The sequence below is a fragment of the Spirulina sp. CCNP1310 genome (genome assembly GCF_034932185.1).
Classification (GTDB): Bacteria; Cyanobacteriota; Cyanobacteriia; order Cyanobacteriales; family Spirulinaceae; genus Spirulina.
In genome coordinates this window covers 1-26,931 of record NZ_JAYGHW010000075.1, presented here as the reverse complement: position 1 = coordinate 26,931, position 26,931 = coordinate 1, and the positions used below count along the sequence as shown (strand labels likewise).

Sequence of the window (26,931 nt, the reverse complement as noted above, 5' to 3'; positions counted from 1 at the left end):
CGTGGGGCAAACGGGAAGTTATACGCTTGGGGAGATTGGGCCTCTGGCTGGGTTGGAGCAATCCTGCTCAGTTAAGTCCGGTTGATGAACCAAGAATCCCCGTCGCTTTAGCGCGGGGAGTGTCAATCGAATCTCTTCAGGAACCTGATGCTATTCCGGAAAAAAAACCTGACCTTGATCCAATGCTGACTTGGGAAGGGAATGTGCTGGTTTACCAAGGGGAAATTTCCCCGACATTCGATCTTGTGGCAGCGGTTCAGGTAGCACGGGAGGAGTCATTATTGAGGTGATGAAGTGCTTTTTTGATACGTCTATTTTATTTGTGGCTGAATTACATTCGTTTTTAAATTGGGCTAGACAAACCCAACCTACCTTGGACGAATGTGTACGGTAAATACACCCTAGTAGTTAGAAAAATAGCTTGAGTATAATTTAAACAAGCTTTAAGTAGCCCAAATTTTCTAATAAACACTACTCTCTTTACAGAACTATGGACATGAATAGTGGGCTGGTTGCTGGAATCACTACACTTGCTGGTTCGTCGTTAGGTTCAATCACAGTTGCTACTGTACCTATAGTTACAACTGCTACAGTACCCGCCGCAGGCGTTGCAGGTTGGTTAGGTGTGACAACAACGGCAACAACCATTGTGGCTGCTCCGGTAACTCTTCCAGTTGCTGGAATTATTGCCGTAGGAGCACTTTTAACCTATGGAGGATATCAGACTTATAAGTTTATGAATAGGGAGCAGTAAATTTTTCAGTAAGTACAGTTTCTACATTACTTTGGTTAGTAATGTCCTCTCAGCGGCTTTGTCTCCAATAGGCGGCAGAGCCGCCCAATTTTCATGCCATGGCAGAGCCATGGCACGAGATAGATGCTATAGGGGGAGCGGGTGTAGGGGCGAAAAATGGTAAATTTCGCCCCGATTCGCGTTAGTGGTGATGGTGGCCGTGATCATGGTGGTGATCATGGCCGTGGTCGGCGTAGAGTTCGGGGATGAACGTGGTGGGGGTGACGGTTTCGCCGAGGAGGGCCTCGATTTGGGGGTTGGCCCAGCGGGCGGCCATGGCGAGAAATTCCGGGTGATCATTGACACAGGGCATCCGCACATAGGTGACGTGGGGAGCCTTGCGTTTTAATGCGCCGATGATGTGATCCACATCGAGGATCGTTTCGTGGTTTTCCGTGGCAAAACCGATGGGCATCATGACGATCGCCGTCGCCCCTAAATCAATCAAATTGCTGGCCGCTAACTGGGCATTGGGCTGCGTCCAATCAATCAGGGGGGTGTCGTGGTTGAGCCAACCCACAGAAATGAGGGGATATTGATGGATGAGGCGATTGCGGACGGCTTCGTACAGGGCCTCACTTTCCATAATTCCGGAGGTAAAGCCCTTGGCCTTGTGGGGGCAACCATGTTCATCAGCACAATGCCGGTTTGAGAGGGGAGATGGGCCACCGCTAGATCTTGATCAATTTTGGCCAAGACCATGCCCGCTAATAAATCGATGTAATCCGGTTCGTTGTAAAAAGAGGGAATGTAGCGGGTTCCCGTTGGCCATTGGGCGGGGGATTCGTTTAATTCAACCAAAGCAGCGTTAACTTGCTCCACAGCAATCCCACTGGTGAAGATCGAATCCACTACCAAAAGCGGATAGATTAACAGTTTGCTAAACCCTTCGGCTTTAATTTGAGCGAGTACCTGTTCCGGGAGATGGGGGGCGCAGAAGTTGAAGGCTTTAAACACCTTGATGCGATCGCCCCATTGTTTTTGCAATTCCCGTTCAATGCCCGCCCGTTGATGCTCAAAAATATGATTATGGGGGGAGATAAACTGACCATGCTGGTGGCTCCATTCGTGGAGGTCAAACATCGCTAACAATTTAGCCAGGGGGGGATAGAGCCAGAGGGGGACAGGGGCAAATTTAGCGGTGAGGAGATTTAACGCCTGTTCGTTATAGTTGGCAAAGTCTTCATAGCTCTCAACTTCGCCATACCCCATCAGCAACACCGCCACGCGGTCTGCTCCGGGTGCGTCGCCCGTGGGGTTGAGTTCTTGGCGTTTTTCAGGAGTTGCAACCACAATTATCCAGGGGTAGGGGGTCTATTCTGCTTATTCTAATCTGTCCCGGCTATAACCCCCCAGGGGGGACAAGGGCATTTTGTACCCAATTGGGGGCTGTTTGGGCGGATGAGTTGCTGGAATTGCGGATCGTGCCGGTTCCCCACATCGCCCCCTATGATGGGCAGGGCATCTTAACCTGCTTAAAGGATGTCACCGCCCCTGTAACCGTGATCGGCTTTAGTGCGGGGGTGGTGGGGGCGATCGCCGCCGCCCGCCTTTGGGAAAAACAGGGGGGAAAAATCACCCGATTGGTGGCGATCGATGGTTGGGGAGTCCCCTTGGGGGGCAATTTCCCGATCCATCGCCTCAGCCATGATGCCTTTACCCATTGGAGTTCCGGACTATTGGGGGCTGGCTCTGGGGGATTTTATGCCGATCCGGGGGTGGAGCATCTGCAACTGTGGCAGGCCCCTGAAACTGTATGGGGTTGGTCAATGGCGGGCATGGCGCGACAGGATTACACCACCGCCCTCAGATTTATCGGCAATGTGCTACCATCCTCAACCCCGCTGTGAATCGCCAAAGTTTTCCAGGCTGGCTGTCCCGTTGGCCATAAAATAGATTTAGGAAAATCGTCCCCGAAACGCCGATGACTCAGACCCTAGAACACCCCTACAGCGATGCCCAAATCTCCGTTTGGTTGCGGGGACTGCTCACCATCGCCTGGGCCGATGGTCACTTTGACCCCGAAGAAAAAGAACTGATTACCCAACTCACCCAAGATGATCTCGCCCCCCAAACCGATCTAGGGGCCCTAGAGCCGATCAGCCCGGCGGAACTGGCCGCCACCCTTGGGGATGACCCCCACACCGCCGAAAACTTCATGCGCACAGCGGTGATGATGGCCCTGGCTAATGGGGTGTATTCCGTGGAAGAATCCAAAGTGGTTAATGGCTTTCTGGCCGCCTTGGGTCTTCAGGTGGATGCCCTCAAATCCCTAGAGCACACCCTCTACGATCCCGATAAACACGACTTGCAAGCCGATGATGCCTTTGTGGATGAAGCCCTAGTCCAGGATGTGGTACGGGTCAAGGGGCCAGCCCCCGATCCCCTCCATCCGGTGCGGGAATGGCTCGACGGCATGGACATGAAAGACCCCCGCGTTGCCCGGTTTGTCTGCAAGATGGTTCCCCCCCAATGCCCCTTTGAGCGCGATATTGTCCTATTTGGCAAAAAATTGGTGCATATTCCGCCGATGTGTAAACTCAATCCCCTGTATGAGCAGTTGGTGGGGTTGCGGTTCCGCGCACTGTCCTACCTGGCGGATGGACGGGGGGAAGATATTTCTCCCTAGATTTGAGGAGTGAAGAGTGAGGAGTGAGGAGTGAGGAGTGAGGAGTGAGGAGTGAGGAGTGAGGAGTGAGGAGTGAGAAGTGAGAAGTGAGGAGTGAGGAGTGAGGAGTGAGAAGTGAGAAGTGAGAAGTGAGGAGTGAGGAGTGAGGAGTGAGGGGCCTCTTTCCTCCTCAATGGATCAGCCCTCTGGGGGGCCAGGGGCAAAGGAGATGATCCTCAGCCTTCGCGGGAAGGATAGAATGGGCCATTGTGGATTCAGATCAGCCCGTGGCTTCAGGCAGTAATGGCGGCAGAGGATAATCAAGCAGGAGTTCAAGAATTAGCACAACGCCTTGCCCAACAGGAGCAGGAACTGGCTCAACTCCGGGCGGAATTAAAGGCTCAGGTGGAAGAGCGCCAACTGATTGCCCGACAATTGGCCACCTCAGAAAGTCGCCTGCGGGGTATCCTCGAAGCGATGACGGATGTGGTGTTGGTGATCCATGTGGACTGTACCCAAATTGATGAAATTGAGATCGCCCCAACCCACCTCAGTACGCTTTACGATGCGGAACTGGATTGGATCAATGAAACGGTGGCGGCGTTTTTTGCTCCGGCTACGGCGGGCCATTGGTTTGCCATTGTTGAGCGGGTTTTAAGGCAACAACAGGGTACGGATTTTGACTATCGCTTGACGTTATCGGGGGAGGAAATTTGGTTTTCGGCGCGGATTTCTCCCCTGGATCAAAAAACGGTGATTTGGGTGGCGCGGGATATTCGCGATCGCAAGGAAGCTGAAACCCAACTGCAACAGAAAAATCAACTCCTTGAACGCACGCTGAAAGAACTGCAATTAATGCAAAATGAGCTAATTCAAGCGGAAAAAATGTCAGCGTTGGGGCAATTGGTGGCCAGTATTGCCCATGAAATTAATACGCCCTTGGGGATTATCAGTTCATCGGGGCGGGTGTTGGAAATGTTTTGGCAGGAATCTTTCGGTAAACTGCTGAGTATTTGGCAAGGCTATCCACCGGATCAGCAGACACAACTGCTCACGCTACTTGAGGAGATTCACCCCCCCACTCCCCTCCTTTCCACCCGTGAACAGCGCCAACTGCGCCGTCAATTGACCCAAGATTTGGAAGCATTGGGGATTGGAGAGGCGGCTTTAGTGGCGCGGATTTGTAGTGAAATTGGCCTGCGGGAACCACCTTTGGCATTGATGACCCAGATGCCGGATTTAGCCTGGTTAGAGTGGATTTATCAGTTGGTGACGATGCGCATTAGTACCCATAATATTGCGATCGCCACGGATCGGGCCGCGAAAATTGTCTTTGCCCTCAAACGCTATGCCCATTCCGATCAAAGCGGCGTGCGATCGCCCCTCGATGTAGAAAGCAGCCTTGAAACGGTGCTTACCCTCTACCAAAACCAGATCAAGCAAGGCGTAACCGTTGAGCGGGACTATACCCCCAATCTCCCCCCCCTCCTTGGCTATCCCGATGAACTCCATCAGGTGTGGGGCAACCTGATCCACAATGCCCTCCAAGCCATGCAAAACCGGGGAGTATTACGGATTATTACCCGCAGTACCCCGACAGCCATTCAAGTGACTATTACCGATTCTGGCCCAGGGATTCCTGGGGACATTCTTCCCCAAATTTTCCAGCCTTTTTTTACCACCAAAGTTGCAGGAGAAGGGAGTGGTTTAGGGTTGGATATTGTTCGTAAAATTGTCGATCGCCATAAGGGAGAAATCACCGTCACCAGCGAACCCGGTTGTACGACGTTTACGGTGTGCTTACCTTTGGGGGAGAAGTGAAGGGTGAGAAAAGAGGAGAGAGAGAAGAATTAACTTCCCTCTCTCCTCACTTTTCTGTAGCAATTTCTAGAGCCATAGGATACAGAGATCCCCCTCCATCCCCCTAAGCCCCTTCGGGGATGCGCCTTCGGCGTAGAAAAAGGGGGAAGTAGAGTTCTCATGAGTCGGGAAAACGCTATATGCTCTTTTCTAATCCGTAATCGAAACAATCCAAGTGCCGACATAATCCACACTGGCACGGCGGAAATCCGCAAACTCCGGCGTATCATTCACCGGCTGATCTCCAGCGTTATTAAAACACCCTTCCTCATCTAAACAAGTCACGAGTAAGGCATGGAAATAGAACGTGCCGCCAAACCAAGGATTCCGCACCCGTTCCAGTTTAATTTCTACCGGCGTGCGGGCTTGCACCGGCTCTAGAAGGGGAATTCGCAAACAATGGAAAAAGGTTTCTTTACTGCCATCCCAGGAGCGATAACAGTTTTCTTCAATTTGGACATTGCCCACTTCGACGCTATTCCGGTAGCCGCTACCATAGCCCACTTTAATTAAACGGTTGGGGTCTTTAAAGGCATAAATGCGGTTGGGTTTTTCTTCGGTGCTTTCGCAGTTTTCCACACATTCCAGATCCCGAAACCGCTCCTCGGCCCCCCCGTAATAATCCGGCATATAGATGGAAATTTGTGCCACCGTCGATTCAACTTTGTTGGCGGGGAGACGGAGGCGATACCGAGCATTGCGGGCATTGCGGCCGCCGTGATCCATGCGGTAGTTGAGCAAGTTGGGGCGGTTCACGCCGCTAAAAATCGTCAGGCCCGATTGGGCGGCGGTGATGGCGGGGGTGGCGGCGATCGCACAACCTGCCGCAGCAAGACCAGCAATCAGACGATTTCGCAGGGTTTTGGAAAATAACATAGGCCGTGAGTTAGAGGGGGCTTAGGGTTAAAGGGGAAAATTTTTTGTAAACAAAGCGTAACTTTTAGCAATTGTTCTTGACTATATCAGAATGCTGTGGCGGTTGACGGGAGGGGGGGCCAGATTTGTTCCGTTTTGTGCCAATTCCGGGGGGCAAAACATAAAACAAGTTAAAGAACCAGTGGGATCCGGGGGAGATCGCCCTAGGATGCAAGGGCAGACTGACAACAGGTAGGGCTAAATAATGGTGTCATAGAACACGGTGAGGGCATAAACAGGGAGATTACCATCGCCACCATGGCTTGTGCAGTTGGGGCAAAGCCCGCCCATTGCGGTGATTTGTCTAGACTGGTGTACTGAATTGTTTGAGGAAAAATTGACCTATGAAAATTGCGATCGCCCGTGAGGCTATAGAAGTCGGTGAACGGCGTGTAGCCTTGATTCCCGCTACGATTCAGCGATTGGTACAACCGGATTGGCATTTCCTCGTGGAAGCCAAGGCCGGCGAAGGCTCCTACCTTAGCGACCAAGACTACAGCGATGCTGGGGCTGCGGTGGTAGCCGATCGCGCCGAGCTTTGGGGTCATGCCGATGTGATTCTCAAAGTTGCCCCCCCTAGCCGGGCAGAAATTGAGCAGATGCGCCCTGGCACAGCGTTGATCAGCTTCCTCAATCCCTTAGGAGATCCCGAACTGATTGAAGCCCTAGCAGCCCGTCAGATCACCGCCTTTAGTATGGAGTTGATTCCCCGCACCAGCCGCGCCCAAAGCATGGATGCCCTTTCTTCCCAGGCGGGGATTGCGGGGTATAAAGCGGTGTTGTTGGGAGCCGCCGCCCTGCCAAAATTCTTCCCGATGCTCACCACCGCCGCCGGTACGATCCGGCCCGCGAAGGTGTTTGTGATGGGGGCCGGTGTGGCAGGGTTGCAGGCGATCGCCACCGCCCGCCGGTTAGGGGCGATCGTTGAAGCCTTTGATATTCGCCCAGCGGTAAAGGAAGAAGTGCAAAGTTTAGGGGCCAAATTCGTAGATATTGACCTGGAGGAAGACACCGTGGCCGAAGGAGGCTACGCCAAGGAAGTCTCCGAAGCTGCCCGCCAAAAAACCCAAGCTGTCCTAGCGGAACGCATCGCCCAAGCCGATGTGGTGATTACCACCGCCCAAGTTCCCGGTAAGCGGGCCCCGATCCTCGTCACCGCTGAGATGGTCGCCGGGATGCAGCCCGGTTCCGTAATTGTTGACCTCGCCGCCAATCAAGGGGGCAACTGCGAAGTCACCGACCCCGGTAAGGATATCAACTACCAAGGCATCACGATCATCGGCCCCACTAACCTCCCCTCCTCAATGCCCGTCCATGCCAGCCAACTCTACGCCAAAAACGTCGCGACGCTGCTGGAATACCTGATCAAAGACAACGCCCTCAACCTCGATTTTGAGGATGATATTGTCGATGCCACCTGTGTCACCCATGGGGGCGAAATCCGCAACCCCCGCGTTAAAGCGGCCTTAAATATTGAAGTGCAAGTTTCCTAAAGGATGAGGAATGATGACCACTGCCACATTGATGACCTGTTTGTTTGTGTTTGTTTTAGCCTCCTTTGTGGGGTTTGAAGTGATTAACAAAGTCCCCCCCACCCTCCACACCCCCCTAATGTCTGGGGCCAATGCCATCTCTGGGATTGCTGTTTTGGGGGCGATCCTGGTGTCCGGGGCTGTGGGCTGGAATATCAGCATTGTCCTGGGTTTAATTGCCGTAGTGTTAGCCACGGTTAACGTCGTGGGCGGCTTCCTCGTCACCGATCGCATGTTGTTAATGTTTAAAAAATAGGGAACCGCGATGAATTGGACAGAATTTCTCCCGACTGGGATTCAATTGAGCTATCTGGTGGCCGCTTCCCTGTTTATTATCGGGTTGAAGCAATTGGGATCGCCCGCTAGCGCCCGGCGTGGCAATCAACTGGCGGCGGTGGGGATGTTGATCGCCGTCGTGGCGACGCTCCTTGAGCAACAGGTTTTGAACTATACAATGATCCTCGTGGGGATTGTGGTGGGGTCGGTGATTGGGGCGATCGCCGCCTACCGGGTGGCCATGACCGCCATGCCCCAAATGGTGGGGATTTTCAACGGTTTAGGGGGGGCAGCCTCGGCCCTGGTGGCGATCGCCGAATTTTGGCGACTCCTCAGCTTCCATCTCCCCCTTTCCACCACGGCTTTAATCACAATCATCCTCGGCGTACTGATCGGCGGTGTCACCCTCACCGGCAGCTTTGTCGCCTTCGGCAAACTCCAAGGCATCCTCCCCGGTGCGCCGCTCTTATTCCCCCTCCAACAGCCCCTCAACGCCCTGCTCTTGGTAGCGTTTTTGGTGGGAAGTGTGTTCTTCTGCCTTGATCCCAGCAACCTGCCGATATTTTTGGGCTTAATTGTCGCCTCGCTGATTTTAGGCGTGGCGGTTGTGATTCCCATCGGTGGCGGTGATATGCCCGTCGTGATTTCCCTGCTTAACTCCTATTCGGGGTTAGCGGCAGCAGCAGCCGGGTTTGTGGTCAACAACAATATGTTGATCATCGCGGGTGCGCTCGTGGGGGCATCGGGGATCATCCTCACGAATATCATGTGTAAAGCCATGAACCGCTCGATCTTTAACGTCCTCTTTGCCGGTTTTGGCTCCGAAGGCGGTAGCGGTGCAGCGAGTACTAGCGTGGGAACTCAGCAGACCGTGAAAAGTATCGACCCGGAAGAAGGGGCGATGATGTTGGGTTATGCGCGATCGGTGGTGATTATTCCCGGTTACGGGATGGCGGTGGCCCAAGCCCAGCATACGGTGAAGGAATTGGTGGATCAGTTGGAAAGTATGGGGGTTGAGGTGAAGTACGCCATTCATCCCGTCGCGGGGCGGATGCCGGGTCACATGAATGTGTTATTAGCAGAAGCCAATGTCCCCTATCCGCAACTTTGCGATATGGATGACATTAACCCCCAATTTGAGCAAACCGATGTGGCGTTAATTATCGGGGCCAATGATGTGGTCAATCCTGCGGCTCGCCATGATAAAAGTAGCCCTATCTATGGAATGCCCATTTTAGAAGTGGATAAAGCCAAGCACGCGATCGTCATTAAGCGGGGCATGGGGACGGGCTTTTCCGGTGTGCAAAATGAGCTATTTTTCCAGGATAAAACCCTCATGCTCTTTGGTGGCGCGAAGGATGTGGTGGCCAAGCTCACCGCTGAAGTGAAGCAGTTGTAATCTACAATCTGCTGAATGAGATTGTGCTGTAGGGGCGAAGATTGAATATTTGCGCCCCTATGCTGATTCGCGATCGCATACAGCTACCAATTGCTTAACCCATTGCCCTCACCCTAAATCCCTCTCCCAGAGCGGGAGAGGGACTTTCAGAACTGATCAGATTGTTTCTGAACAGGCTGTATCGATCAATTCTCAATTCTATAGCCGTAGCTCAGGGAATTAAGTTCTGAAATCTTTAAAACTATGGGGGAGCGGACTGAGTTGTCCTCATGATTCTGTCTAGTGCTATCTATTATCGGAATAGTAGGGTGGGCATTGCCCACCAGGGAGGGTTTCGGATTTCTAAAACGTCCTAATAATACTGACTGCGGCTATATTATCCAGGGCAAACGCATCAAAACCGGTATCACAAGATACAGAATAATGCTGAGTTGTGGTACAGATCTATGGTCATTCTCTAGTTGTTGAGAATAGAGTTGCTTATTGACAATGGCAAAATGTTTTTCTGCTCTCATAGTGCAAAGAACTTGGATGATTGAATTTTGAGTTGCTTTGTGTAGAACAAAAAAACTAAAAATGTGTGCCTTTTTAGGAAAGATCCGAACTGTCTGCAATTTTTCAGTTACGATTTATACCAAATTTGATGCGTTTACCCTGCTATATTATCGGAACAGAACCCATTCGTTAAATATAAAAACTCAATGCAAAAAATTCTGAGTTTCTTGCCGGGTATCGAATTTTACCTAAAAGTTGCTATTGCTTGCACAGTCTTTCAGCAAATACTTACTTATTTTTGGGCAGACATAAAAATTGCCCTAATCTATCAAATACTTTTGTATTGGGCAATGGGTTCTCTTTCATTTTATGGAATTGGCTTGCTCATTGAAAATGGTATTAAATTGCATCCTATACTTGCGCAAAAACTGAACGCAAGAGTAGTCAAAGTCAAGGAACAACCATTTCCTGCCTTTACGTTAAAAGGCGTTCTCCTCGGAGAGATGAAGTCATTAGTTGCAGCAGGCATTATTCTTTATCTAGCCCCAGAAGTTCATCGAGGAAATGGCCTATTTTTAAACGTTGGATGGTTCTTGATGAGGATTGTTTGCGCAGATTTTTGCTTCTACATCTCCCATCGGCTCTTACACCGAAAATCCTTACTCAAGATACATCTTAAACACCATGAATTTCGCGACTCCTCCAGTTTTGTGGCGGGTCACAAAAGCCTACTAGAATATGTGATCACCACCTTAACTGATATTTTGCCTATCTTCATCTTCGGATATGATATTACGCAAATCTGTGCATGGATAATTGTAGGCAATGCCTATAATTTAGAAGGTCACAGTTCATTATCAATTTTCTTTATTTCATCGGATTTTCATGATCTGCATCATACCGCTTTTAATGGTAACTACGGCATCCAAGACTTTTGGGATCGTTTGTTTAATACTCTCAACCCCCCAACAAAACAGCTACGGCCTATTTTTCCAAGCAATTATTTAACCTGGAGTGATGATTATGATGTTGGCTGAACGTTAAGCCTTTGGGTTGTCGCTGATCATTTGGCTCATGGCTTCTAAATCCAGCACTTCTGCTAATTTTTCCTCATCCATTAACCCTTGGGCTAACACCACCTCACGGATCGATCGCCCCGTGGCTAGGGATTCTTTCGCAACATTGGCGGCGTTGAGATAGCCGATGTGGGGGTTAAGGGCGGTGACGAGGGAGAGGGTTCCTTCGGCATAGGCTAAACAGCGATCGCCCTGGGCTGTAATCCCCGCTAAACATTTCTCACTGAAAGCCCCCAGAGCATGGCCCAAAATTTCGACGCTATGAATCAAATCGTAGGCAATTAGGGGCATCATCACATTCAGTTCTAACTGCCCCGCTTGGGCCGCAAAGGCGATCGCCGTATCATAGCCCATCACCTGAAAACAAACCATGGAAATCATTTCCGCCATCACCGGGTTATATTTCCCCGGCATGATTGAGGAACCGGGTTGCACGGGGGGCAATTGAATTTCTTTAAACCCAGTTTTTGGCCCCGAATCCATTAAGCGCAGATCGTGGGAAATTTTCACCAAATCCTGAGCTAGGTTCCGCAACGAGCCGGAGACGTTCACAAAAGGAGCCATGGATTGCATCGCGGCCATCAGATGGGGAGCGGGGGTGAGGGGTTGGCCGATCAACTCACTCAACAGTTCCGCTACCCGGAAACGGTATTGCGGATGGGTATTCATCCCCGTTCCCGCTGCACTCCCCCCTAAACCCAAAACCCACAAATCTTCAGCAGCTAATTTAATCCGGCGCAAATGCCCCTCCAAAATTCGCGCCCAGGCCCGAAACTCTTCCCCCAAACGGACAGGGACAGCATCTTGGAGATGGGTGCGGCCCGATTTAACGATATGCTGGAATTCCCCGGCTTTGCTGTTGAGGTGGGCGATCGCCCCCTCCAAGGCGGGATAAAGGGTGTGGATCAAGGCCAAAAGCGTGCCAATGCGGATCGCGGTGGGGATGACATCATTGGTGGATTGGCCATAATTAACATGATCATTGGGGCTGACCCGCTGATAATTCCCCTTCACATCCCCCAAAATCTCTAAAGCACGGTTGGCGAGAACTTCGTTTAAATTCATGTGGTGGGATGTGCCAGCCCCCGCTTGGTAAACATCGACGACGAATTGATCCCGCAGTTGCCCAGCTAAAATTTCATCCACCGCCTGAACAATTGCCCCACTAATTTCTAGGGGAATACAGCCCAATTCGCCATTGGCGATCGCCGTTGCTTTTTTAATCAATAACCCCGCATCCACATAGGTAGGCAGGGGCTTAATACCGCTAATCGGGAAATTCTCGGTGGCTCTCAGGGTTTGAATCCCGTAATACACCCTATCGGGTAGGAGGCGATCGCCCATCGAATCCCGCTCAATCCGTTCCATGCTCTTTACTGCCCAATTCACCCCGCCAATCATACCAAATCTCCGACGCTGAACGGTATTTTTAAGGATGAAGGATCAAGGATGAAGGATGAAGAACGTAGGGCTTTGCTCTTGCGTAGTAGGTTGTTCTCATTTCTCACTTTCCACTTCCCACTTCCCGAAAATAGCGGTTCGCCATGCTCACAGGTATCATTTTAATTTTATTAATCGGCTTTTTCGCGGGGCAATTGGCCCAGCGGTTGAAGATTCCCCCCTTGGTGGGGATGATTTTGGTGGGGATTGCCTTGGGGCCGCAGGGATGGGATTTATTAGCCCCGTCAATTTTGGGTGCTGCTGATGATTTGCGGGCGATCGCTGTGATGGTGATTCTCATGAAGGCGGGTCTAGGGTTGGATCGGGAAAAGTTGCAACAACAGGGACGGGTGGCCCTGAGTTTGGGGTTTTTACCGGCTTTGGGGGAGGCGATCGCCGTCGCGTTGATGGCCATGGCGGTTTTAAATTTCAACTTCCCCACCGGCCTGCTCCTGGGTTGCATTTTAGGGGCAGAATCGCCAGCGGTGATTGTGCCGGGAATGTTGCGCCTCAAAAGTTTAGGCTGGGGGGTGAAAAAGGGGATTCCCGACGCAATTTTAACAGGGAGCGCCTTATCTGATGTGCTCTTGCTGCTTCTGTTTAGCTTGCTGTTAGCAATGCTCACTACATCCCAACCGATGATCTTTGGCAATTTTACCCTTAATCCCCTGATTCTATTGCCATTACAAATTATGGGGCAAATTGTTTTGGGGGTTTTAATCGGTTGGATTGTCGCACGATTATTGGTCTTGCTTTTAGTGAAGCAAAAATGGACGGAAAACACCGTTCAAGATACCATCATTACCGCTAGTTTTGCCCTTGGATTAGTGGTTTTAGCCCGCCATTGGCCGATTTTTTCGGGTTATTTAGCGGTGATGGCGACGGGTTTTTTCCTCATTGAACGGGATGCCCCCCTAGCGCGACGATTGCGGGGGGGATTTGATGGCCTGTGGCGGGTAGCGGAAATTGTTTTATTTGTCCTCTTGGGGGCGAGTATTCAATTGGGCGTATTAGGCGATACGTTCGGTGTGGGGCTTTTGATCCTCGCCGTAGGCACGTTGGGAGGGCGTTCTTTAGGGTGGTTCCTCGCCACTTGGGGCAGCAATTGGACGGTGAAGGAGCGGCTGTTTTTATTGCCGGGCAATTCCGCTAAGGCTACCGTCCAGGCGGCCATTGGGGCGTTACCCCTCGCCCTCGGTGTACCGGGGGGCGAAACGATCCTCGCCCTAGCGGCCCTCTCGATTCTGATCACCGCTCCCCTGGGTGCTTGGGCGATTCCTACCTTTGCCCCCAAACTCCTTGAACGGGGGGAAGTAGACCCCACTAAGGTGGCCGTTGCCCGCAAAATCACACTTTTGGCCGCCGTCGATACTTCCCCCCTCGCCCGCAAAGTGCTACAAACCACAGCCGCCTTAGCCCGGCGCAGCGATGGGGAGGCGATCGTTCTCCATGTTTCCCAAGGGGAGGATTTGGCACAGTTGCAAGCATGGGTGCAACAATCCCTCGCAGACATCCGCCACCGTTTCCTAATCCTTGAAGGCCCCATCGTCGAAACCATCCTCACCACTGCGGCCACCCATGAAGTGAGCGAAATCATCCTCGGTAAACGCCCCCAAGCCGGTTGGAGCGGCTCAGTTTCTGAAGGGGTATTAGCCCAAAGCTCGCAACCGGCGATCGTCGTGGATGGGGGTTAATGGCCGGCCATGGCGGGGCCGATTTGGGCTAGGTCGGCATCGGCGATCGCCCTTTCATAGACCAACGCCCCACCGCTGATCACCAAAAGGCGATCATAGCGGCTTTCATCAATTCGCGGTACGAAGATCCCCCTCAATCCCCCTTAAAAAGGGGGAAGTGGCGTTTTCATACTTTCGCAATCCACTATAATCAATCAGACCAACTAAGCCACACCATAGTCTGTATAAGGACGTTTATAGGGAGGGTGTAAACCGAGAATAATATCTCCTCGTGGAACACCCATTGCCACTAATTCTTCCGCAGGATTTAACTCTGTTAGGTTTTGTTGTAGCCAAACTTTTCCCTCTTTAATATCAAAGTGAATAATGATTCGATAAATCCGGTTTAGTCCTTGCCAGCCTACATCCATCCACTGATAATGATCCCGTTGAGTATCAAAAATGAGTTGTGTTTCAATGTCAGGATTGGAATGGCAATAGTCTTGGTTCGCATAACGAGCGAGTAGGTTTTGAATTGCGGCGCGATACTGTTCTAATTTATCCATTGGGTAATGATCTCCTGAACTGGATCGTAAACAATTAAAAGTACTTGGTATTTTTGAATGGCTGTTTGGGTAAAATCGAGTTGAAAGAAGGTTTGATAACTTTCTAGGGGAACAGCCAGATAAAGGGTACGTTCTGGATCGATGGTTTCGAGTGCTAGGCGATAACTCAGAAATTGTCCGAGTGCTGCATAAAAATCAGTGATCGCAGAAGGGTTGAGAAAGCTTTTAATTTCAACCGCAATTTTTTCGTTTGCTCGTTCAGCAGCTAGCAATTTTTCCGCCCCTAAATCAATTTGAAAATCAACTTTTCCATATTTGAGACCAAGGGGATCTTGAGTGATGATCCACTTGTCCTTTGTGAGTGCTGTTTTAACAACATCGTGGAAACGGTCTTTAGCCACAACTGGGGATTTGAGGGTGTGGTCACATTGTACAGCCTTTGCCGATAATCGAGTGTGGCATTGAGTGTAGTCACCCGGCTAAGAGCGCAGACTAAAGTTTGCACTACGAACAACAGACCCAGGCAAAGGCTGTACCTGCATTGCGTCGGAATTAGGTTAATGGCCGGCCATGGCGGGGCCGATTTGGGCTAGGTCGGCATCGGCGATCGCCGTTTCATAGACCAAGGCCCCACCGCTGATCACCAAGAGGCGATCGCTCAACAACAATAACTCATCGAGATCTTCACTCACCAACAACACCGCCACGCCCCGATTGCGGGCCGCCACAATTTGGTGATGAATATCCTCCACTGCGGCAAAATCTAAACCAAAACAGGGGTTTGCGGCAATTAATAACTTAATATCCGTTTCTGACAGTTCCCGCGCTAATACTGCCCGCTGCACATTTCCCCCCGATAGATGCTCAATGGGGGTATCTGGGGACGGGGTTTTGACTTTAAAACTGGTGATTAAATCATTAGCCATGGCCCGAATGACCCGCCAGACTAACCAAACCCCCCATTTGGCTTGGGGGGGACGATCAAAGGTGCGTAGCGCCATATTTTCCGCCACGGACATTTGCGGCACACAGGCATTTTTTAACGGCTCTTCGGGAAGAGCAAACACCCCATGACGGCGCATTTCGGCACGGGTTGCCCCGTAGGATTCCCCGTTGATTGTAATCGTGCCGCTGGTGGGCGATCGCTGCCCTGCTAACACTTCCACTAATTCCTTCTGACCATTCCCCGAAACCCCTGCAATCCCGACAATTTCCCCGCCATAAACCGTTAGGGAAAGATCAGCAATGGCCGGTAAACCATTATCTTTATTCGCTGCCAAATGCTCCACCATCAACACCGGAGCAGGGGGAGCCGCTGTTGTCTCTGCATTGTTGCCATTTTGATTATTTTTAACCGCGACCTTCGTTTCCCTGGCTTCTCCCAACATCATTGCAGACATCTCAGCAATGGACAGATCTTTCACTAAACCATGGCCGGCCCATTGCCCTTTGCGCAAAACCGTCACCTCATCCGTAAAGGCGGTGACTTCCCGGAATTTATGGGTGATGAGTAACACACTTAAATTCCCCGCTGTCACTTCTTGCCGCAATAAGCCTAAGACTTCATCGGCCTCATTGGGGGTGAGTACCGAGGTAGGTTCATCGAGGATTAAAACCCGGCTTTTGAGATAGAGTTGCTTGAGAATTTCTAACTTTTGTTTTTGACCCGCTGCTAATTGTGCGACGGGGACATCTAGGGGGATCTGAAAAGGGGAAGTTTCCATAAAGGCCGTCAGATCCGCTAGCTCGGTTTTCCAGTCGATCAAGTTTTGATTATCACTGCGGGAAAGCACTAAATTTTCTGCCACCGTCATCGCCGGAACGGAGGTGAAATGCTGATACACCATGCCGATGCCGTAATGGTGAGCATCGCGGGGGTTGGCAATGGTGCGCACTTGTTTCCCCACCAAGACATCGCCGTGATCAGCTTGGTAAAACCCCATCACACATTTAACGAGCGTACTTTTCCCCGCACCATTTTCCCCCAGCAGCGCGTGAACTGTGCCGGGACGAATTTTGATCGAAACCTGATCCAAGGCGGTTAAATTACCAAAGCGTTTGGTGAGGTTATAGACTTCCAGTTCGGGGGGTTGAGTCATGGTGTTATGGGGGGAAGGGGGATGAAGACAGCCAACCGCTTATTATTCACTTGACCCCATCATAGAACTGTTCACAAATAACGGAGTTCTCAACCACCCCATTCTTCAAGCCTCCTTCCATGGGAAGAGCATAGAACTCATGTTCTGTCTCGGTGGTCAGCAGGGCCTGATTGGGACGGCAAAGCGCTCCTGTCTTTCCTAACAGGCTTGGGCGACGATCGCCCGGTGGCGGATCGTGGTAGGGGTGATCGTGGGAACAGTAAACCCGGCTTGGGGGAGTTCTGTTTCGAGGTTGAGGGTGAAGTATTGATCGAGATAGGGTTCGGTGCTTTTCAGTAACGTGAAAATATAGGGGGGCATTTTGCCGTAGATGGGCGATCGCGGGTTCATATCCATGATGGCGAAATGGCCGCCGGGCCGCAGCAGGCGGCGGGCTTCGGTGAAGATGGCGCGGGCAGCATCGCAGGGCAGTTCATGGAAAATTAACGAGGCGGAAACGAGGTCAAAGGAGCCAGCAGGGAGGCCCGTTTGTTCGGCGGCGGCGTGATGCCAGGTGACAGAGCGTTGTTGTGTCTCGCTGTTGTATTGGGCCACGGCAAGGAAATAGGGGGAAAGGTCGAGGCCGGTGATCTCGGCTTCGGGGTAAAGATCCTGAAGGGCAAAGGTACTCATGCCGACACTACAGCCCAGATCGAGGATCCGCTGGGGTGTGGGGATTTGGGCTTGGAGGATGTTGTGGTAACTGCTGCGGAGATAGGCATCGCCCCCTTTTGGATCTTCCGGTTGGAGCATGGCATGGACGCTATAGGCGGCCACCTCCACCTCTAACGCCGCCTCCCAACTGAGATTACCTTGATCATAGGCATGGAAGGCGCGATGGTAATAGTCGGGATAGTGGACAGCGGGGTTTTCTATGGGGGTGCGGCGTTGCTCCCAGTTGAGGGTTTTAAGTTGGGTGACGCGATCGCGCCACGGCACACCGATATTTTCTGCCCGTTTAATCATCATTGCCCGGGCCCGGTTGCGGGCGAGGTTGGCCAGGGGTTTAATCCCCAATAGGAAGTTGACGAAGGAGACGCTAGGGTTAGGGGTAGTGGTGGCGGTCATGGTTGCAGAAGCCAATAAAGTTAGAAGTTAGCTTAATCCTGAGGGTAGGGCCGGGGCAAGGGCTGCCCCCGTGAGGGATTAACGGGCAAATTTTTGGGTTAATTGGGCGATCGCCTCCCCCAACTGGGCTGGGTCATCAATCAGTGCATCAGGATTATGAATTTCTAAAATTTCCCGCGTATTAAATCCCCATGTCACCGAAACCACCGCTACCCCGCTTTTTTTCGCCGCATCAATATCCCGCGTTTCATCCCCCACATAAATTAGCCGTTCTGGCCCAATATTATGGCGTTCTTGAAAGCGGCGCAACATCCGATGCTTACCAAAAATTGTGATTCCCGCATCCAGCCAAGTGAATAGATCATTCATCTGATGATGGGCTAAAAAAATCTGGACATTTTCTTCAAAATTAGAGGTTAAAATTCCCAAGGTATAGCCCTGTTTTGTGAGCGCATTTAAAGATTCCACAATCCCCACAATGGGGGAAACCGTCGCCATTGAAGTTTGCACTTCTTCCTTCGCCCGCCGGATTAAAAAGGGAATTTTAAACGCCGAAACCTTCGAGGCGCGAATAATTTCTTGAGAACTTAAACCGCGAAATTCCTGCACCATGGCTTCACTCAACGGTTCATAGCCAAACTCCCCCGCCAGGTTATTTAAAATGGCAATTAACATTTGATGGGTATCCGCGATCGTACCGTCAAAGTCAAAAAGAATCACGGGGTCGCTCATGGGAGAGGAGGAGAAGAGGGGTTGTTGTCCAGATTAGCACGGGCATTCCGCTGCCACATCTCTGGCTTAATGCGGCGCAGAGCAGAGCCTCGGAAGCGGTGATCCCAATCCTCTGGGGTGAGGTGGGCGAGGGTGGTGAGGGGGGGGTTGAGGTGGTCGGGGTTGGGTTGAAAATCGGGGATATCAGTGGGTTGGGCAAAGCGTTGATTCCAGGGACAAACCTCTTGGCAAATGTCACAACCGGCAACCCAGTTTTGCAGATGGGGGGCGATCGCCTCCGGCAACTTTTCCCCCCGATTCTCAATGGTATGGTAGGCAATACAGCGGTTAGCATCCACCACAAAGGGGGTGGGAATCGCCCCCGTGGGGCAGGCTTCGAGGCAGCGGGTGCAGGTGCCACAATGGGACGTATGGGGGCGATCTGGCTCTAGGGGAATATTGATCAAAATTTCCCCCAAAAACACCCAAGAGCCGTATTCACGGGTAATCAAATTACTATTTTTGGCAATCCACCCCAGGCCCGCCCGCTGCGCCCAAACTTTATCCTGAATCGGCCCCGTATCAACGCTGTAGCGGGTTTGAATCCCCTCCCCTTGGGCTTCGAGCCATTGGCTGAGGGCTTTAAGTTTGCGGGTGAGAACGCGGTGATAATCCCGGCCCCAGGCGTAGCGGGCGATTTTGCCGATGTGGGGATCATCGGGGGGGGTTTGGGGGTTGTAGTAGTTGAGGCCGAGGGCGATGACGGCTTGGACGGGGGGCCAGTAGGCGCGAATATCGGCCCTTTTGGGGTTAGCCATCCAGGCCATATCGGCGTGATAGCCCCTGGCCAGCCATTGGTTTAAATGCGCTTGGGCTTGGTCGTCATGGTCAAGGCTGGCGATGCCGACGAGGTGAAACCCCAAGTCATAGGCGGCTTGTTTGAGGCGATCGCTCGTTAAGGCTGTGGTTTGCTGCATAGGGATGGGGAGATGAACAGGAATGACGCATCAATCTCTCGGTGAAATTAAGGCAATTCTGCCCGTAGCTCGCTAATTTCTGCTAAGGTCAAGCCCGTCAATTCTACCAGCACCTCATCGGATAAACCCCGCTGAATTCCCTGGATCGCCACCTGTCGCATCCCTTGCTTTACGCCCTGTTGAATGCCCTGTTGAATGCCCTGTTGTAGACCCTGTTGGATGCCCTGTTGGATGCCCTGTTGAATCCCCTGTTGTAGACCCTGTTGAATCCCTTCCTCAACCCCCTCTTGTCTAGCGGTATCGAGGGAATTTTGCATATCCCGATAGTATTTCAAACTATCTTCATAAAATTTCACCTGTTGCGGTGTGAACCGTGCAATTTCTGCCACCTCAAACAATCTTTCAAAAATTGCTTCTTGCAAGATCTCTGGAATCGTTTCAATCCGGTCTAAGTTTCGCAAAATATACAACCATTTATCAAAACGAGTTTCTAACTCATCCAGCGTTTTATTAAACTTGGGCATTTCCAAGTAAATAAACGTGAGCTTGTCATAGAAAACTTTACAGGTATCAATGTCGGTTAATTTGACATCATAACGATACTTTTGTGGCTCATCTTGATCCTCCTCAAAGATGAAATCGAGAATAGCAATGGCATAAACCGCCTTCAATTCATAATCCCACGGCCCCCGCTGCACCTGATCCCGAATCGGGAATGTGGCATAGTAAACGGTACGATCTTTGAAAAAGTTCTGTTTAGTTTTTTGGAGTTCAACAATAAATTTTTCGCCTCGCTCATTTTCACAATAGAGGTCAAAGATGGCTTTACGATCTAGTTCGCCTGTCCCTAGGTGTTCGTTTTTGATATAGGTGAGGCTGGTAATGGTTCCCTGTTCTTCTCGGAGGAGTTCGTTGAGGAAGTCGAGGAGCAGGTCTTTATTGGGTTCTTCACCAAACAGTTTTTTAAAGCCATAGTCGGTAAAGGGGTTTATGTATTTATCAAGGAAGTGGTACATCATTATTGGGGGTGGGTGACTAGATCCTATTTTAGAGGCGGTTCACAAAAATTATCTTGACAGGCGTTCAAGGTTGGGTATGGCTATGGGTTGGGGGTGAGAGGGGAAGCGGGCTAAATTGTGTCAATCATTGGTGAGTTCAAGGGTATTGTTTAGAATTCGTAACTTTTGAGTTACCAGCATTTTTTGAGAAGTTGGTATAATTCAGCCAACAATTTGGTCTCATACCTGTATTATGAATGACTCTATGAATATTCAACCCTCTGGTGATGCTGGGCAGTCGATGCCGCCTCTCAACAATGCCCAGGATTTGATCAATGCTTTTTATGGTCTGAGCAATGCGGGAGATCGGGTAAAACTATTCTTTGATGTAGCGCAGTCGCGTCCGGGGGATGCGTTTCCGTGGTTTGTAACCATCCTCAAAAATCGGTCAGAGCCACCGCTACGGGCGTTGTCGTTGCAGGGGTTGGGGCATATTACCCATGAGCCAACGCGGTTGGATATTACGTCGGGGCAATCGGAGTACAGTATTGAACTGTTGCATCTGTTGGCGGAGGAGATCAAGGGTAGCAAGTCACAGAGCAATGATTTGACGCGCTGGGCGGCGGCTTATGCGATCGGATGGTTGCCGTTTTCGAAGAATTTGTTGTCCCATGTGGAAGGGGGCGCGTTGACGGAACCACCGGATCGGATTCGGCGGGAGATTTTTGATCGTAAGTGGGATGAGATGGAGCGGGTGGAGCGGCTGAATAGTCGAGGTAATCTGACCGTAGATTATGAACGGTATTTGGAGTTTTGGCTCTATGCCGGAGCAATGGTTGATTTTTTAAATAGTGAAAGTATTAGTCGGCGTTTTCTGGAGGTTGCAGGTGATGTTGTCAATTTTCTATTTGTCTGGGGGATTGAGTTAGGAGTTAGGTCGAGAAACCGTGATATTCAAAAGATTGCGTTGGAGTTTGCCAAGCAGCGTTTTACAACGGATGAGGTGGTTGAGCAGCGAGTATATAAAATACTGAAGCAGTTTTTGTCGGAAGATTATCAGGGTGATCTTGGGTTTCAGCGAATGGCGGCGGAGGCGGTTGTTCAGGCGGGGAATTGGCTAGATCGCGGGGAGTTAACGAAGGCTGCGATTTTATGTGAGCGATGGGAAAGGATTGTGCAGATTGGTGAGCCAGCCGTGCCAACGTTAGAGAAGGTTGTATGGAAGGTTTTACAGTTTTCGACAAAACCTAAGATTGATTTAGAGCGTGCAGTTCAGACCATTGGTAAAATCAATTTTTCGTCTCGTGATCAAAAGTTGAGGGTATTGAGTAAAATTTTGCTTCATCAACACAATCAAATTCGTGAAACGGTGGCAAAAATACTTAAAGATTATAGCATTAAGCCGGATGAGTTTCCTATTCAAGTCAGCAATATTATAGAAGTTATTACACATACATGGAATCTTGACGAATCCAAATTAAATGACTCTACCCTTTCAGAGCTTTCTCAGATTTTGCAAAATCTAGATGGGACTAAAGATCTTTTAAGGAATTTAGAAAGTCAGGCAATTTCTGAAGCCAAAGGATTAGGGAATGAGTTTGAATTGAGCAGTGTGTCTACGGAAAAGCATCTTTCTCAAACGGTAAACGATAATCTAAAAACAGTAGATATTTTGTGCAACAAAATTGTTGATCTATCAACAACTATCCAAGATTTTCAAAGAAGAATAGAGAGCAATACAAGATTACTGAAGATTTCTATTGAAAAGATTGTATCTCTCGCTCAGTCTAGTATTCATGTTTCTTCATCAATTGTCAATTATTTAAAAACTTCAAATGGTATCAGTTATATCGTGGTTTTTCGCGATGTTTCTCCATCAACGTATAATAAATGTATAAAGACATCAAATCAATTGAACGAAATCAAAAGTTGTTTGATTTCGAGAATAAATAAAAAGTATCCTAATATGTCTGTGTTATTACTAGTAATCATAGGTGCTCCAATTACCACTATTCTTCTTTTTGGTTTAATTGAGTCTGTAGGTATTATCGCAACCATTATTTTTGCGTCTTTGGTAATTGTAACACTGGTAGTCTCTTACTACTCGGCAACAGATTTTTCTGTTTTTGAAAAAATAATTGAAAACTTAAAAAAGGAATGGATTTAATTAAGGAAGGTGAGAACATCTCTAACAACTTAAAATAACTAAAGCAAATCAAAAATCACAAAGATTCAGCTTTAGGTTCATTTTTCAGACTTAAAATCTGAGACGCAAACCAATGCGCTGTTGCAATATTACTTTGTGTTTTAAGCTGCTCCAAAGCTTGCTGAAGCAACACCATCGGCAACCCCTCCAAACACCCAGAAACCTCAACCTCCTGATAAACTTGCTCCCCATCCAACCGAAACGCAAACACCCGCCGCCCCACCACATCAATCACCCAATACTCCGGAATCCCCAACGCCGCATAAAGATGCTTCTTCTCATCTAAATCACTCGAAAGCGTCGTATCCGCAATTTCCCCCACCAAATCCGGAACCCGCCACCGATCCAAATCAATATAACGCTTTTGCCCCGGCTGCCATTGCGGATACCCCTCCCCCACATAAACCACAAGATCCGGCGCAGCCGCACTCTCACCCACCTTTTCCAACAAACACCCACTAAACGAATTAGAAACCTGCTGATCCTGCTGCGTAAACCACACAAACAAAATCATCGCAAACAAATCGCCAATATTAGAATGATTAATCCCCTCTGAACCCATCTCAACTCGTAAACGCTTCTGATAAAAGTAAAGCTTAGTTCCCTGCTCCCCCCCATCCCGCATCGCTTCATAATCACACCAATCCGCAAACCGCCATAAACCGAGCGCTGAACTAGGGAAAGATTGATGAGTCAGAGAAACCATAGAACTTTGAACAGGAGTAACACAACTTGAGTTAAATTATAATCGACACAGCGTTTTGTACTCCCATTTCAAAAAAGGCTCGCAGCAATTCATGAACTGTACATCCTGGAAACTCGAACAAGCCCAAACCCCCAACCCAGAGCCGATCCGGCTCACAGACCTGCTCACCGCCCTTTATCAGCCTAACGTTACCCTCTCCCTCTGCTACCACAACCGCCCCCGCCAAACCACACTCCACCTCAACAGCCCCATCGAACCCCTTAAACCCCTCCTCCACACCTACAAAATTACCGAAATTCCTAACCCCCATTGGCAATGGGTCAAAGCCATTGGCCAACTCACCAAAGCCGAAAGCTTCATCGAACCCCAAAACTACTACATTCCCCATCCCTTCCCCACCCAACAGGCCACCGACCTCACCCCCCTCCTTGCCCTACTCTCCCGCCTCAATGGTCAATGTTGCCTCGCCATCACCATCCAGCCCGAAACCCAAAACCCCACCCCTTGGCGCAATGCCATCAGCCAACTCCTCACCCAACTCGAAGCCGTTCGCCAACAAAGCAAAGAGTACAGCGATCCATGGCTCCAAAAAATCCTAGAAACCTACCGCTACTACCAACAACACTACGCCCATAGCCCTGTTCTCCGTTTCCAAATCCGAGCGTTTGCTGAAAACTATCATGATGCCAGCCTCGTCTTGGGTACATTGGCCAAAGACATCATCGCCAAGCCATCCCCTCCCCTGATCATTGAACCCCATGATGCCCGTTTCCCCGCAAGCTTAAAGGCAATAGAGCAACTCGAATTTGGTGAGGATCTGATCTCCGAAGGATGGCAAAAACCCTTTACACAGCGAACGATCAAAGAAGCCATTCAAGCCCCGCGCCGAGGCTTAGATCGTCTTGATGATGGCTCTTTAAGTTTTAAAAACTTAACCAGCCCCCAACCTCCCCCCAAACCCACACCGCTTTTAGGTGCGGCCAGCAGTGGCGGCTTAGTGAAAGCCGGTGAATCTGCCCTTGCTCCATTCATTAATCGGGATCACAGCGATCGCATCTGTGATCTTCAACCCCTAAACCACCTGGCCACCGCCGAAGAACTCGCGGGTTTCTGCCCCATTCTCGCCCCAGCCCCAACAATCCCCGACTCGTTCAACTTAATTGACCTCATCGCTCAACATGGCAACTTGATCAACCCCGACCAATATATTGTCGGTCAAACCCCCCAAGGTCAGATCATCACCTCATCCTGGTCAGAAATTCCCCATCGCATTGTGGCAGGCATCACCGGAACCGGAAAAACCAACTTCCTCAAATCCGTGATTTATCAGTTCCTCCATGCCGATCCTCAACGCCAGCTTTACCTTGCCGATTTTCAAAACGGGCTGCACTATCAACTGATCGCTGACCTTCGGCCCACCTTGAATCTGGTTACAGACTTAGAAGACTTTGCTGCCTTACTTGCTACGCTCTGGGAAAAACACGAAAGCCGTCGCACCCTGATGCGGGAACATCGCGTCACCAGCCTCAATGACCTGAACGCCAAAATCCCCGACCCCAAACAGCGGATTCTCCTGATCATCGATGAAGCCTTCTTTATCCTCAATGCAGAATACGACACAAAAGCTGAAATCCAGAAATACCTAAATACGCTTGCTGCCCAAAGCCGCGTCACCGGCATCCACATCATCTATTGCAGCCAACGGCCCACGCCAGAGGTGATTGATCCCCAAATTTCCGATAACATGGATGAACGGGTTATTTTCCGTGTCCAACCTAATGCCAGTGTTATGCTTTTGGATAATGAGGCGGCCGCCAACCTACCCCGAAAACCGAAGGGCCGCGCCATTTATCGAGGTATTGACCCAGATCTTTACTTTGTAGCAACCCCCTATGTCCCGGATGAAATCTGGGAAAGCTGAAAATCCTTTTCTACTGATCATTTTGGAGATTACTCATGTCCCTTACCAGTCAAATAGCTGAATTGCAAACTACAATGAATCAGATTATGGAACTTGTAGAAGAATCCCGTGCTTTGACCAGGCAAATTCCTGAGTCTGTATCTGAATCTTCTCCTAAAGTTAAAACTATTTTTGAAATGAGCCAGGATAGCATGAAAAAGCTCAAGAAAGCCATTGGGCAAGCTGAAAGTATCAAGCGAACATTAGGATATTAGGAGAATTTTGAATATGAATAATCCCAGTGTTAAAAACCATTGTGATGAGATTGATCAAACCTTTCGTCAACTTGTTAAGCATCTTGAGCAAGCGCAAAAACTTGCTCGCCAAATACCAAGCCAAAGTTTTGGGGAAGCAAATCGTTCTGTGGTGTTAATCATCGAAGAATATCAACAAAGTATTCGCCAAGTCAATCATAATTTGGCTTTACTTGAAAGTCTCTGGAAAGCATTAGGTCACACTCAACAGCTTGCTTCACAAAAACAGGCCAAAGGATTTTCAAAAGCAGTAGCAGTGGCAAGCATTGTTACTTCATTGGGCGGCAATATAGCAGGATCGGTGAATCCGAATTTTCACACAAACGACCACTTATCTGATAGCCATTCAATGGTTAGTGAAAATAATGTTAAAAAGCGAGAGGATCAGTTAGACAAAGACACAATTGCTCGGAATCAAACCAATACATCTGGGAGTTAATTGTTACAGGAGGTAAATTTGCCAAAAAAATGAAAAATCTTTTCCTTAACACCCTACAACAACACATTAACCTGCTTGAATCTAACCTCACCCATCGTCCTCACTTAACCTACAGATAAAAGTTCATCAAGCTTATTCTTCAAAATTGGCGATACCATTAATGGATTGTAAACATCTCCCCCGTAAGGTTGCCAAATATAATCAGCACTGAAAGCGCGAAATCCCGATAACATCCCTAACTCTTGTTCAAAAGACCTAGCTACAACTAATCCCGGAATCAATAAACTCGGTAATTCCTCCATCAGTTCACTGTAAGTTCTGAACTCATCCACCTCAACACCAACCAACGCATAACGAAAAGTCGTAGCAAACTGTAAAGACTGATAGAGCAAAATCCCTAACTCCGTCATTAAATAGGCACTTTCAGCACTCTCTATCCCCACTTCACTCAAATGATTGAACCCAACCCGACACCACCAATTTTCCTCCAGATCCTGAAATAAATCCGTGCAACATTTGCACTCACAACCATTAGACAGTAAGTACGATATTCCCTCAAAATATTCTGCAAATTGACGAGCATCACGCTCATCAGAACCACATTCTGCCGACAAACTAAATGCCCATGCCATATCCATAGCCTCCTGTTTTAAACATCTCACTCACTAACTCTTTGCCAATACTTTTGAGTGCTTACTAAGGCCGCTTCATACCTCTCTAGAGCCATTGTCACCCTTGGCATAATACTAACGTGGGTTGAACCATCTTGGACAGCCTGTAAATCCCCCACGATAAAACCGTCATCAATTTGCCATAAAGGATCTTTACCTTGACCACCAAA

26 protein-coding genes and 2 pseudogenes are annotated in these 26,931 nt (G+C 49.7%); 14 read left to right on the top strand and 14 right to left on the bottom strand.

The features are described from left to right. Both VB712_RS13590 and VB712_RS13585 read left to right on the top strand, forming a co-directional pair. The coding region (locus VB712_RS13590) for a hypothetical protein (RefSeq protein ID WP_323255587.1) at positions 1–290 on the top strand (290 nt) is incomplete at its 5' end. A gap of 200 nt (positions 291–490) precedes the next feature. Beyond that, on the top strand, positions 491–754 hold the full coding sequence (locus VB712_RS13585; protein ID WP_323255585.1) for a hypothetical protein: 264 nt from the start codon (positions 491–493) through the stop codon (positions 752–754). 181 nt (positions 755–935) lie between these two features. On the opposite strand, the pseudogene VB712_RS13575 reads toward VB712_RS13585, so the two are convergent. Beyond that, positions 936–2,086: pseudogene (locus tag VB712_RS13575) on the bottom strand (ferrochelatase). Positions 2,087–2,175: 89 nt separating this feature from the next. On the opposite strand from VB712_RS13575, the gene VB712_RS13570 reads away from it, so the two are divergent. The 3 genes from VB712_RS13570 (at position 2,176) to VB712_RS13560 (ending at position 5,222) form a co-directional block, all read left to right on the top strand. Further along, entirely contained in the window at positions 2,176–2,643 is a 468-nt protein-coding gene (locus tag VB712_RS13570; RefSeq protein ID WP_323255579.1) for a hypothetical protein, read from the top strand. 74 nt (positions 2,644–2,717) lie between these two features. Next, the gene (locus VB712_RS13565; protein ID WP_323255577.1) at positions 2,718–3,422 is read left to right on the top strand and encodes a Mo-dependent nitrogenase C-terminal domain-containing protein; all 705 of its coding nucleotides are present in this window, start codon (positions 2,718–2,720) and stop codon (positions 3,420–3,422) included. Positions 3,423–3,704: 282 nt separating this feature from the next. Next, positions 3,705–5,222, top strand: coding sequence for a sensor histidine kinase (locus VB712_RS13560; RefSeq protein ID WP_323255575.1), 1,518 nt, complete (start codon positions 3,705–3,707; stop codon positions 5,220–5,222). 189 nt (positions 5,223–5,411) lie between these two features. Here the strand turns inward: VB712_RS13560 and VB712_RS13555 are convergent, their stop codons facing one another. Beyond that, the gene (locus VB712_RS13555) at positions 5,412–6,137 is read right to left on the bottom strand and encodes a DUF2808 domain-containing protein (RefSeq protein WP_323255573.1); all 726 of its coding nucleotides are present in this window, start codon (positions 6,135–6,137) and stop codon (positions 5,412–5,414) included. Between the two features lie 383 nt (positions 6,138–6,520). Here VB712_RS13555 and VB712_RS13550 point away from each other — a divergent pair, with 383 nt between their 5' ends. The 4 genes from VB712_RS13550 (at position 6,521) to VB712_RS13535 (ending at position 10,915) form a co-directional block, all read left to right on the top strand. After that, the gene (locus VB712_RS13550; protein WP_323255571.1) at positions 6,521–7,669 is read left to right on the top strand and encodes a Re/Si-specific NAD(P)(+) transhydrogenase subunit alpha; all 1,149 of its coding nucleotides are present in this window, start codon (positions 6,521–6,523) and stop codon (positions 7,667–7,669) included. Between the two features lie 13 nt (positions 7,670–7,682). After that, positions 7,683–7,964, top strand: coding sequence for an NAD(P) transhydrogenase subunit alpha (locus VB712_RS13545; protein WP_323255569.1), 282 nt, complete (start codon positions 7,683–7,685; stop codon positions 7,962–7,964). A gap of 9 nt (positions 7,965–7,973) precedes the next feature. Further along, entirely contained in the window at positions 7,974–9,383 is a 1,410-nt protein-coding gene (locus tag VB712_RS13540; protein WP_323255567.1) for an NAD(P)(+) transhydrogenase (Re/Si-specific) subunit beta, read from the top strand. A gap of 701 nt (positions 9,384–10,084) precedes the next feature. Next, positions 10,085–10,915, top strand: a complete 831-nt coding sequence (locus VB712_RS13535; protein WP_323255565.1) for a sterol desaturase family protein — start codon at positions 10,085–10,087, stop codon at positions 10,913–10,915. Positions 10,916–10,918: 3 nt separating this feature from the next. Here the strand turns inward: VB712_RS13535 and VB712_RS13530 are convergent, their stop codons facing one another. Beyond that, positions 10,919–12,322, bottom strand: coding sequence for an aspartate ammonia-lyase (locus VB712_RS13530; RefSeq protein WP_323255563.1), 1,404 nt, complete (start codon positions 12,320–12,322; stop codon positions 10,919–10,921). Between the two features lie 176 nt (positions 12,323–12,498). Between VB712_RS13530 and VB712_RS13525 the strand changes: the two genes are divergently transcribed. Next, complete coding sequence (locus VB712_RS13525; protein WP_323255561.1) at positions 12,499–14,088, top strand: cation:proton antiporter; 1,590 nt, start codon at positions 12,499–12,501, stop codon at positions 14,086–14,088. Here the strand turns inward: VB712_RS13525 and VB712_RS13520 are convergent. The 8 genes from VB712_RS13520 to VB712_RS13485 form a co-directional block, all read right to left on the bottom strand. Continuing rightward, positions 14,085–14,225, bottom strand: coding sequence for a hypothetical protein (locus tag VB712_RS13520; RefSeq protein ID WP_323255559.1), 141 nt, complete (start codon positions 14,223–14,225; stop codon positions 14,085–14,087). The genes VB712_RS13525 and VB712_RS13520 overlap by 4 nt on opposite strands. 66 nt (positions 14,226–14,291) lie before the next feature. Beyond that, a complete protein-coding gene (locus tag VB712_RS13515) occupies positions 14,292–14,633 on the bottom strand; it encodes a XisI protein (protein WP_323255557.1) in 342 nt (113 codons plus the stop codon). Continuing rightward, positions 14,621–15,034, bottom strand: coding sequence for an element excision factor XisH family protein (locus VB712_RS13510; protein ID WP_323255555.1), 414 nt, complete (start codon positions 15,032–15,034; stop codon positions 14,621–14,623). The genes VB712_RS13515 and VB712_RS13510 overlap by 13 nt, the downstream gene beginning before the upstream one ends. Before the next feature lie 156 nt (positions 15,035–15,190). Next, entirely contained in the window at positions 15,191–16,732 is a 1,542-nt protein-coding gene (locus VB712_RS13505) for an ABC transporter ATP-binding protein (protein ID WP_323255553.1), read from the bottom strand. Positions 16,733–16,930: 198 nt separating this feature from the next. Further along, a complete protein-coding gene (locus tag VB712_RS13500) occupies positions 16,931–17,839 on the bottom strand; it encodes a class I SAM-dependent methyltransferase (RefSeq protein WP_323255551.1) in 909 nt (302 codons plus the stop codon). 78 nt (positions 17,840–17,917) lie between these two features. After that, the gene (locus tag VB712_RS13495) at positions 17,918–18,571 is read right to left on the bottom strand and encodes an HAD-IA family hydrolase (RefSeq protein ID WP_323255549.1); all 654 of its coding nucleotides are present in this window, start codon (positions 18,569–18,571) and stop codon (positions 17,918–17,920) included. Next, positions 18,568–19,527, bottom strand: a complete 960-nt coding sequence (gene queG / locus VB712_RS13490) for a tRNA epoxyqueuosine(34) reductase QueG (RefSeq protein WP_323255547.1) — start codon at positions 19,525–19,527, stop codon at positions 18,568–18,570. The genes VB712_RS13495 and queG overlap by 4 nt, the downstream gene beginning before the upstream one ends. A gap of 47 nt (positions 19,528–19,574) precedes the next feature. Next, on the bottom strand, positions 19,575–20,543 hold the full coding sequence (locus tag VB712_RS13485) for an Rpn family recombination-promoting nuclease/putative transposase (protein WP_323255545.1): 969 nt from the start codon (positions 20,541–20,543) through the stop codon (positions 19,575–19,577). 247 nt (positions 20,544–20,790) lie between these two features. Between VB712_RS13485 and VB712_RS13480 the strand changes: the two genes are divergently transcribed. Next, positions 20,791–22,692, top strand: a complete 1,902-nt coding sequence (locus tag VB712_RS13480) for a hypothetical protein (protein ID WP_323255543.1) — start codon at positions 20,791–20,793, stop codon at positions 22,690–22,692. Positions 22,693–22,747: 55 nt separating this feature from the next. Here the strand turns inward: VB712_RS13480 and VB712_RS13475 are convergent, their stop codons facing one another. Then, positions 22,748–23,437 carry a Uma2 family endonuclease gene (locus VB712_RS13475; protein WP_323255541.1) on the bottom strand — a complete coding sequence of 230 codons (690 nt, stop codon included), beginning with the start codon at positions 23,435–23,437 and terminating at the stop codon, positions 22,748–22,750. A 91-nt stretch (positions 23,438–23,528) separates the two neighbouring features. On the opposite strand from VB712_RS13475, the gene VB712_RS13470 reads away from it, so the two are divergent. The 3 genes from VB712_RS13470 to VB712_RS13460 are packed head-to-tail and all read left to right on the top strand — an operon-like array spanning position 23,529 to position 26,090. Next, complete coding sequence (locus tag VB712_RS13470; RefSeq protein ID WP_323255539.1) at positions 23,529–25,358, top strand: FtsK/SpoIIIE domain-containing protein; 1,830 nt, start codon at positions 23,529–23,531, stop codon at positions 25,356–25,358. A 35-nt stretch (positions 25,359–25,393) separates the two neighbouring features. Next, positions 25,394–25,612: a hypothetical protein gene (locus VB712_RS13465; protein WP_323255537.1), complete on the top strand. Its 219-nt coding sequence runs from the start codon at positions 25,394–25,396 to the stop codon at positions 25,610–25,612. Between the two features lie 13 nt (positions 25,613–25,625). Further along, on the top strand, positions 25,626–26,090 hold the full coding sequence (locus VB712_RS13460; protein ID WP_323255535.1) for a hypothetical protein: 465 nt from the start codon (positions 25,626–25,628) through the stop codon (positions 26,088–26,090). A gap of 104 nt (positions 26,091–26,194) precedes the next feature. On the opposite strand, the gene VB712_RS13455 is transcribed toward VB712_RS13460, so the two are convergent. Both VB712_RS13455 and VB712_RS13450 read right to left on the bottom strand, forming a co-directional pair. Next, positions 26,195–26,722 (bottom strand): hypothetical protein, encoded by a 528-nt coding sequence (locus VB712_RS13455; RefSeq protein ID WP_416236348.1) that lies wholly within the window; start codon positions 26,720–26,722, stop codon positions 26,195–26,197. 26 nt (positions 26,723–26,748) lie between these two features. Next, positions 26,749–26,931: pseudogene (locus tag VB712_RS13450) on the bottom strand (hypothetical protein); the annotation flags it as partial.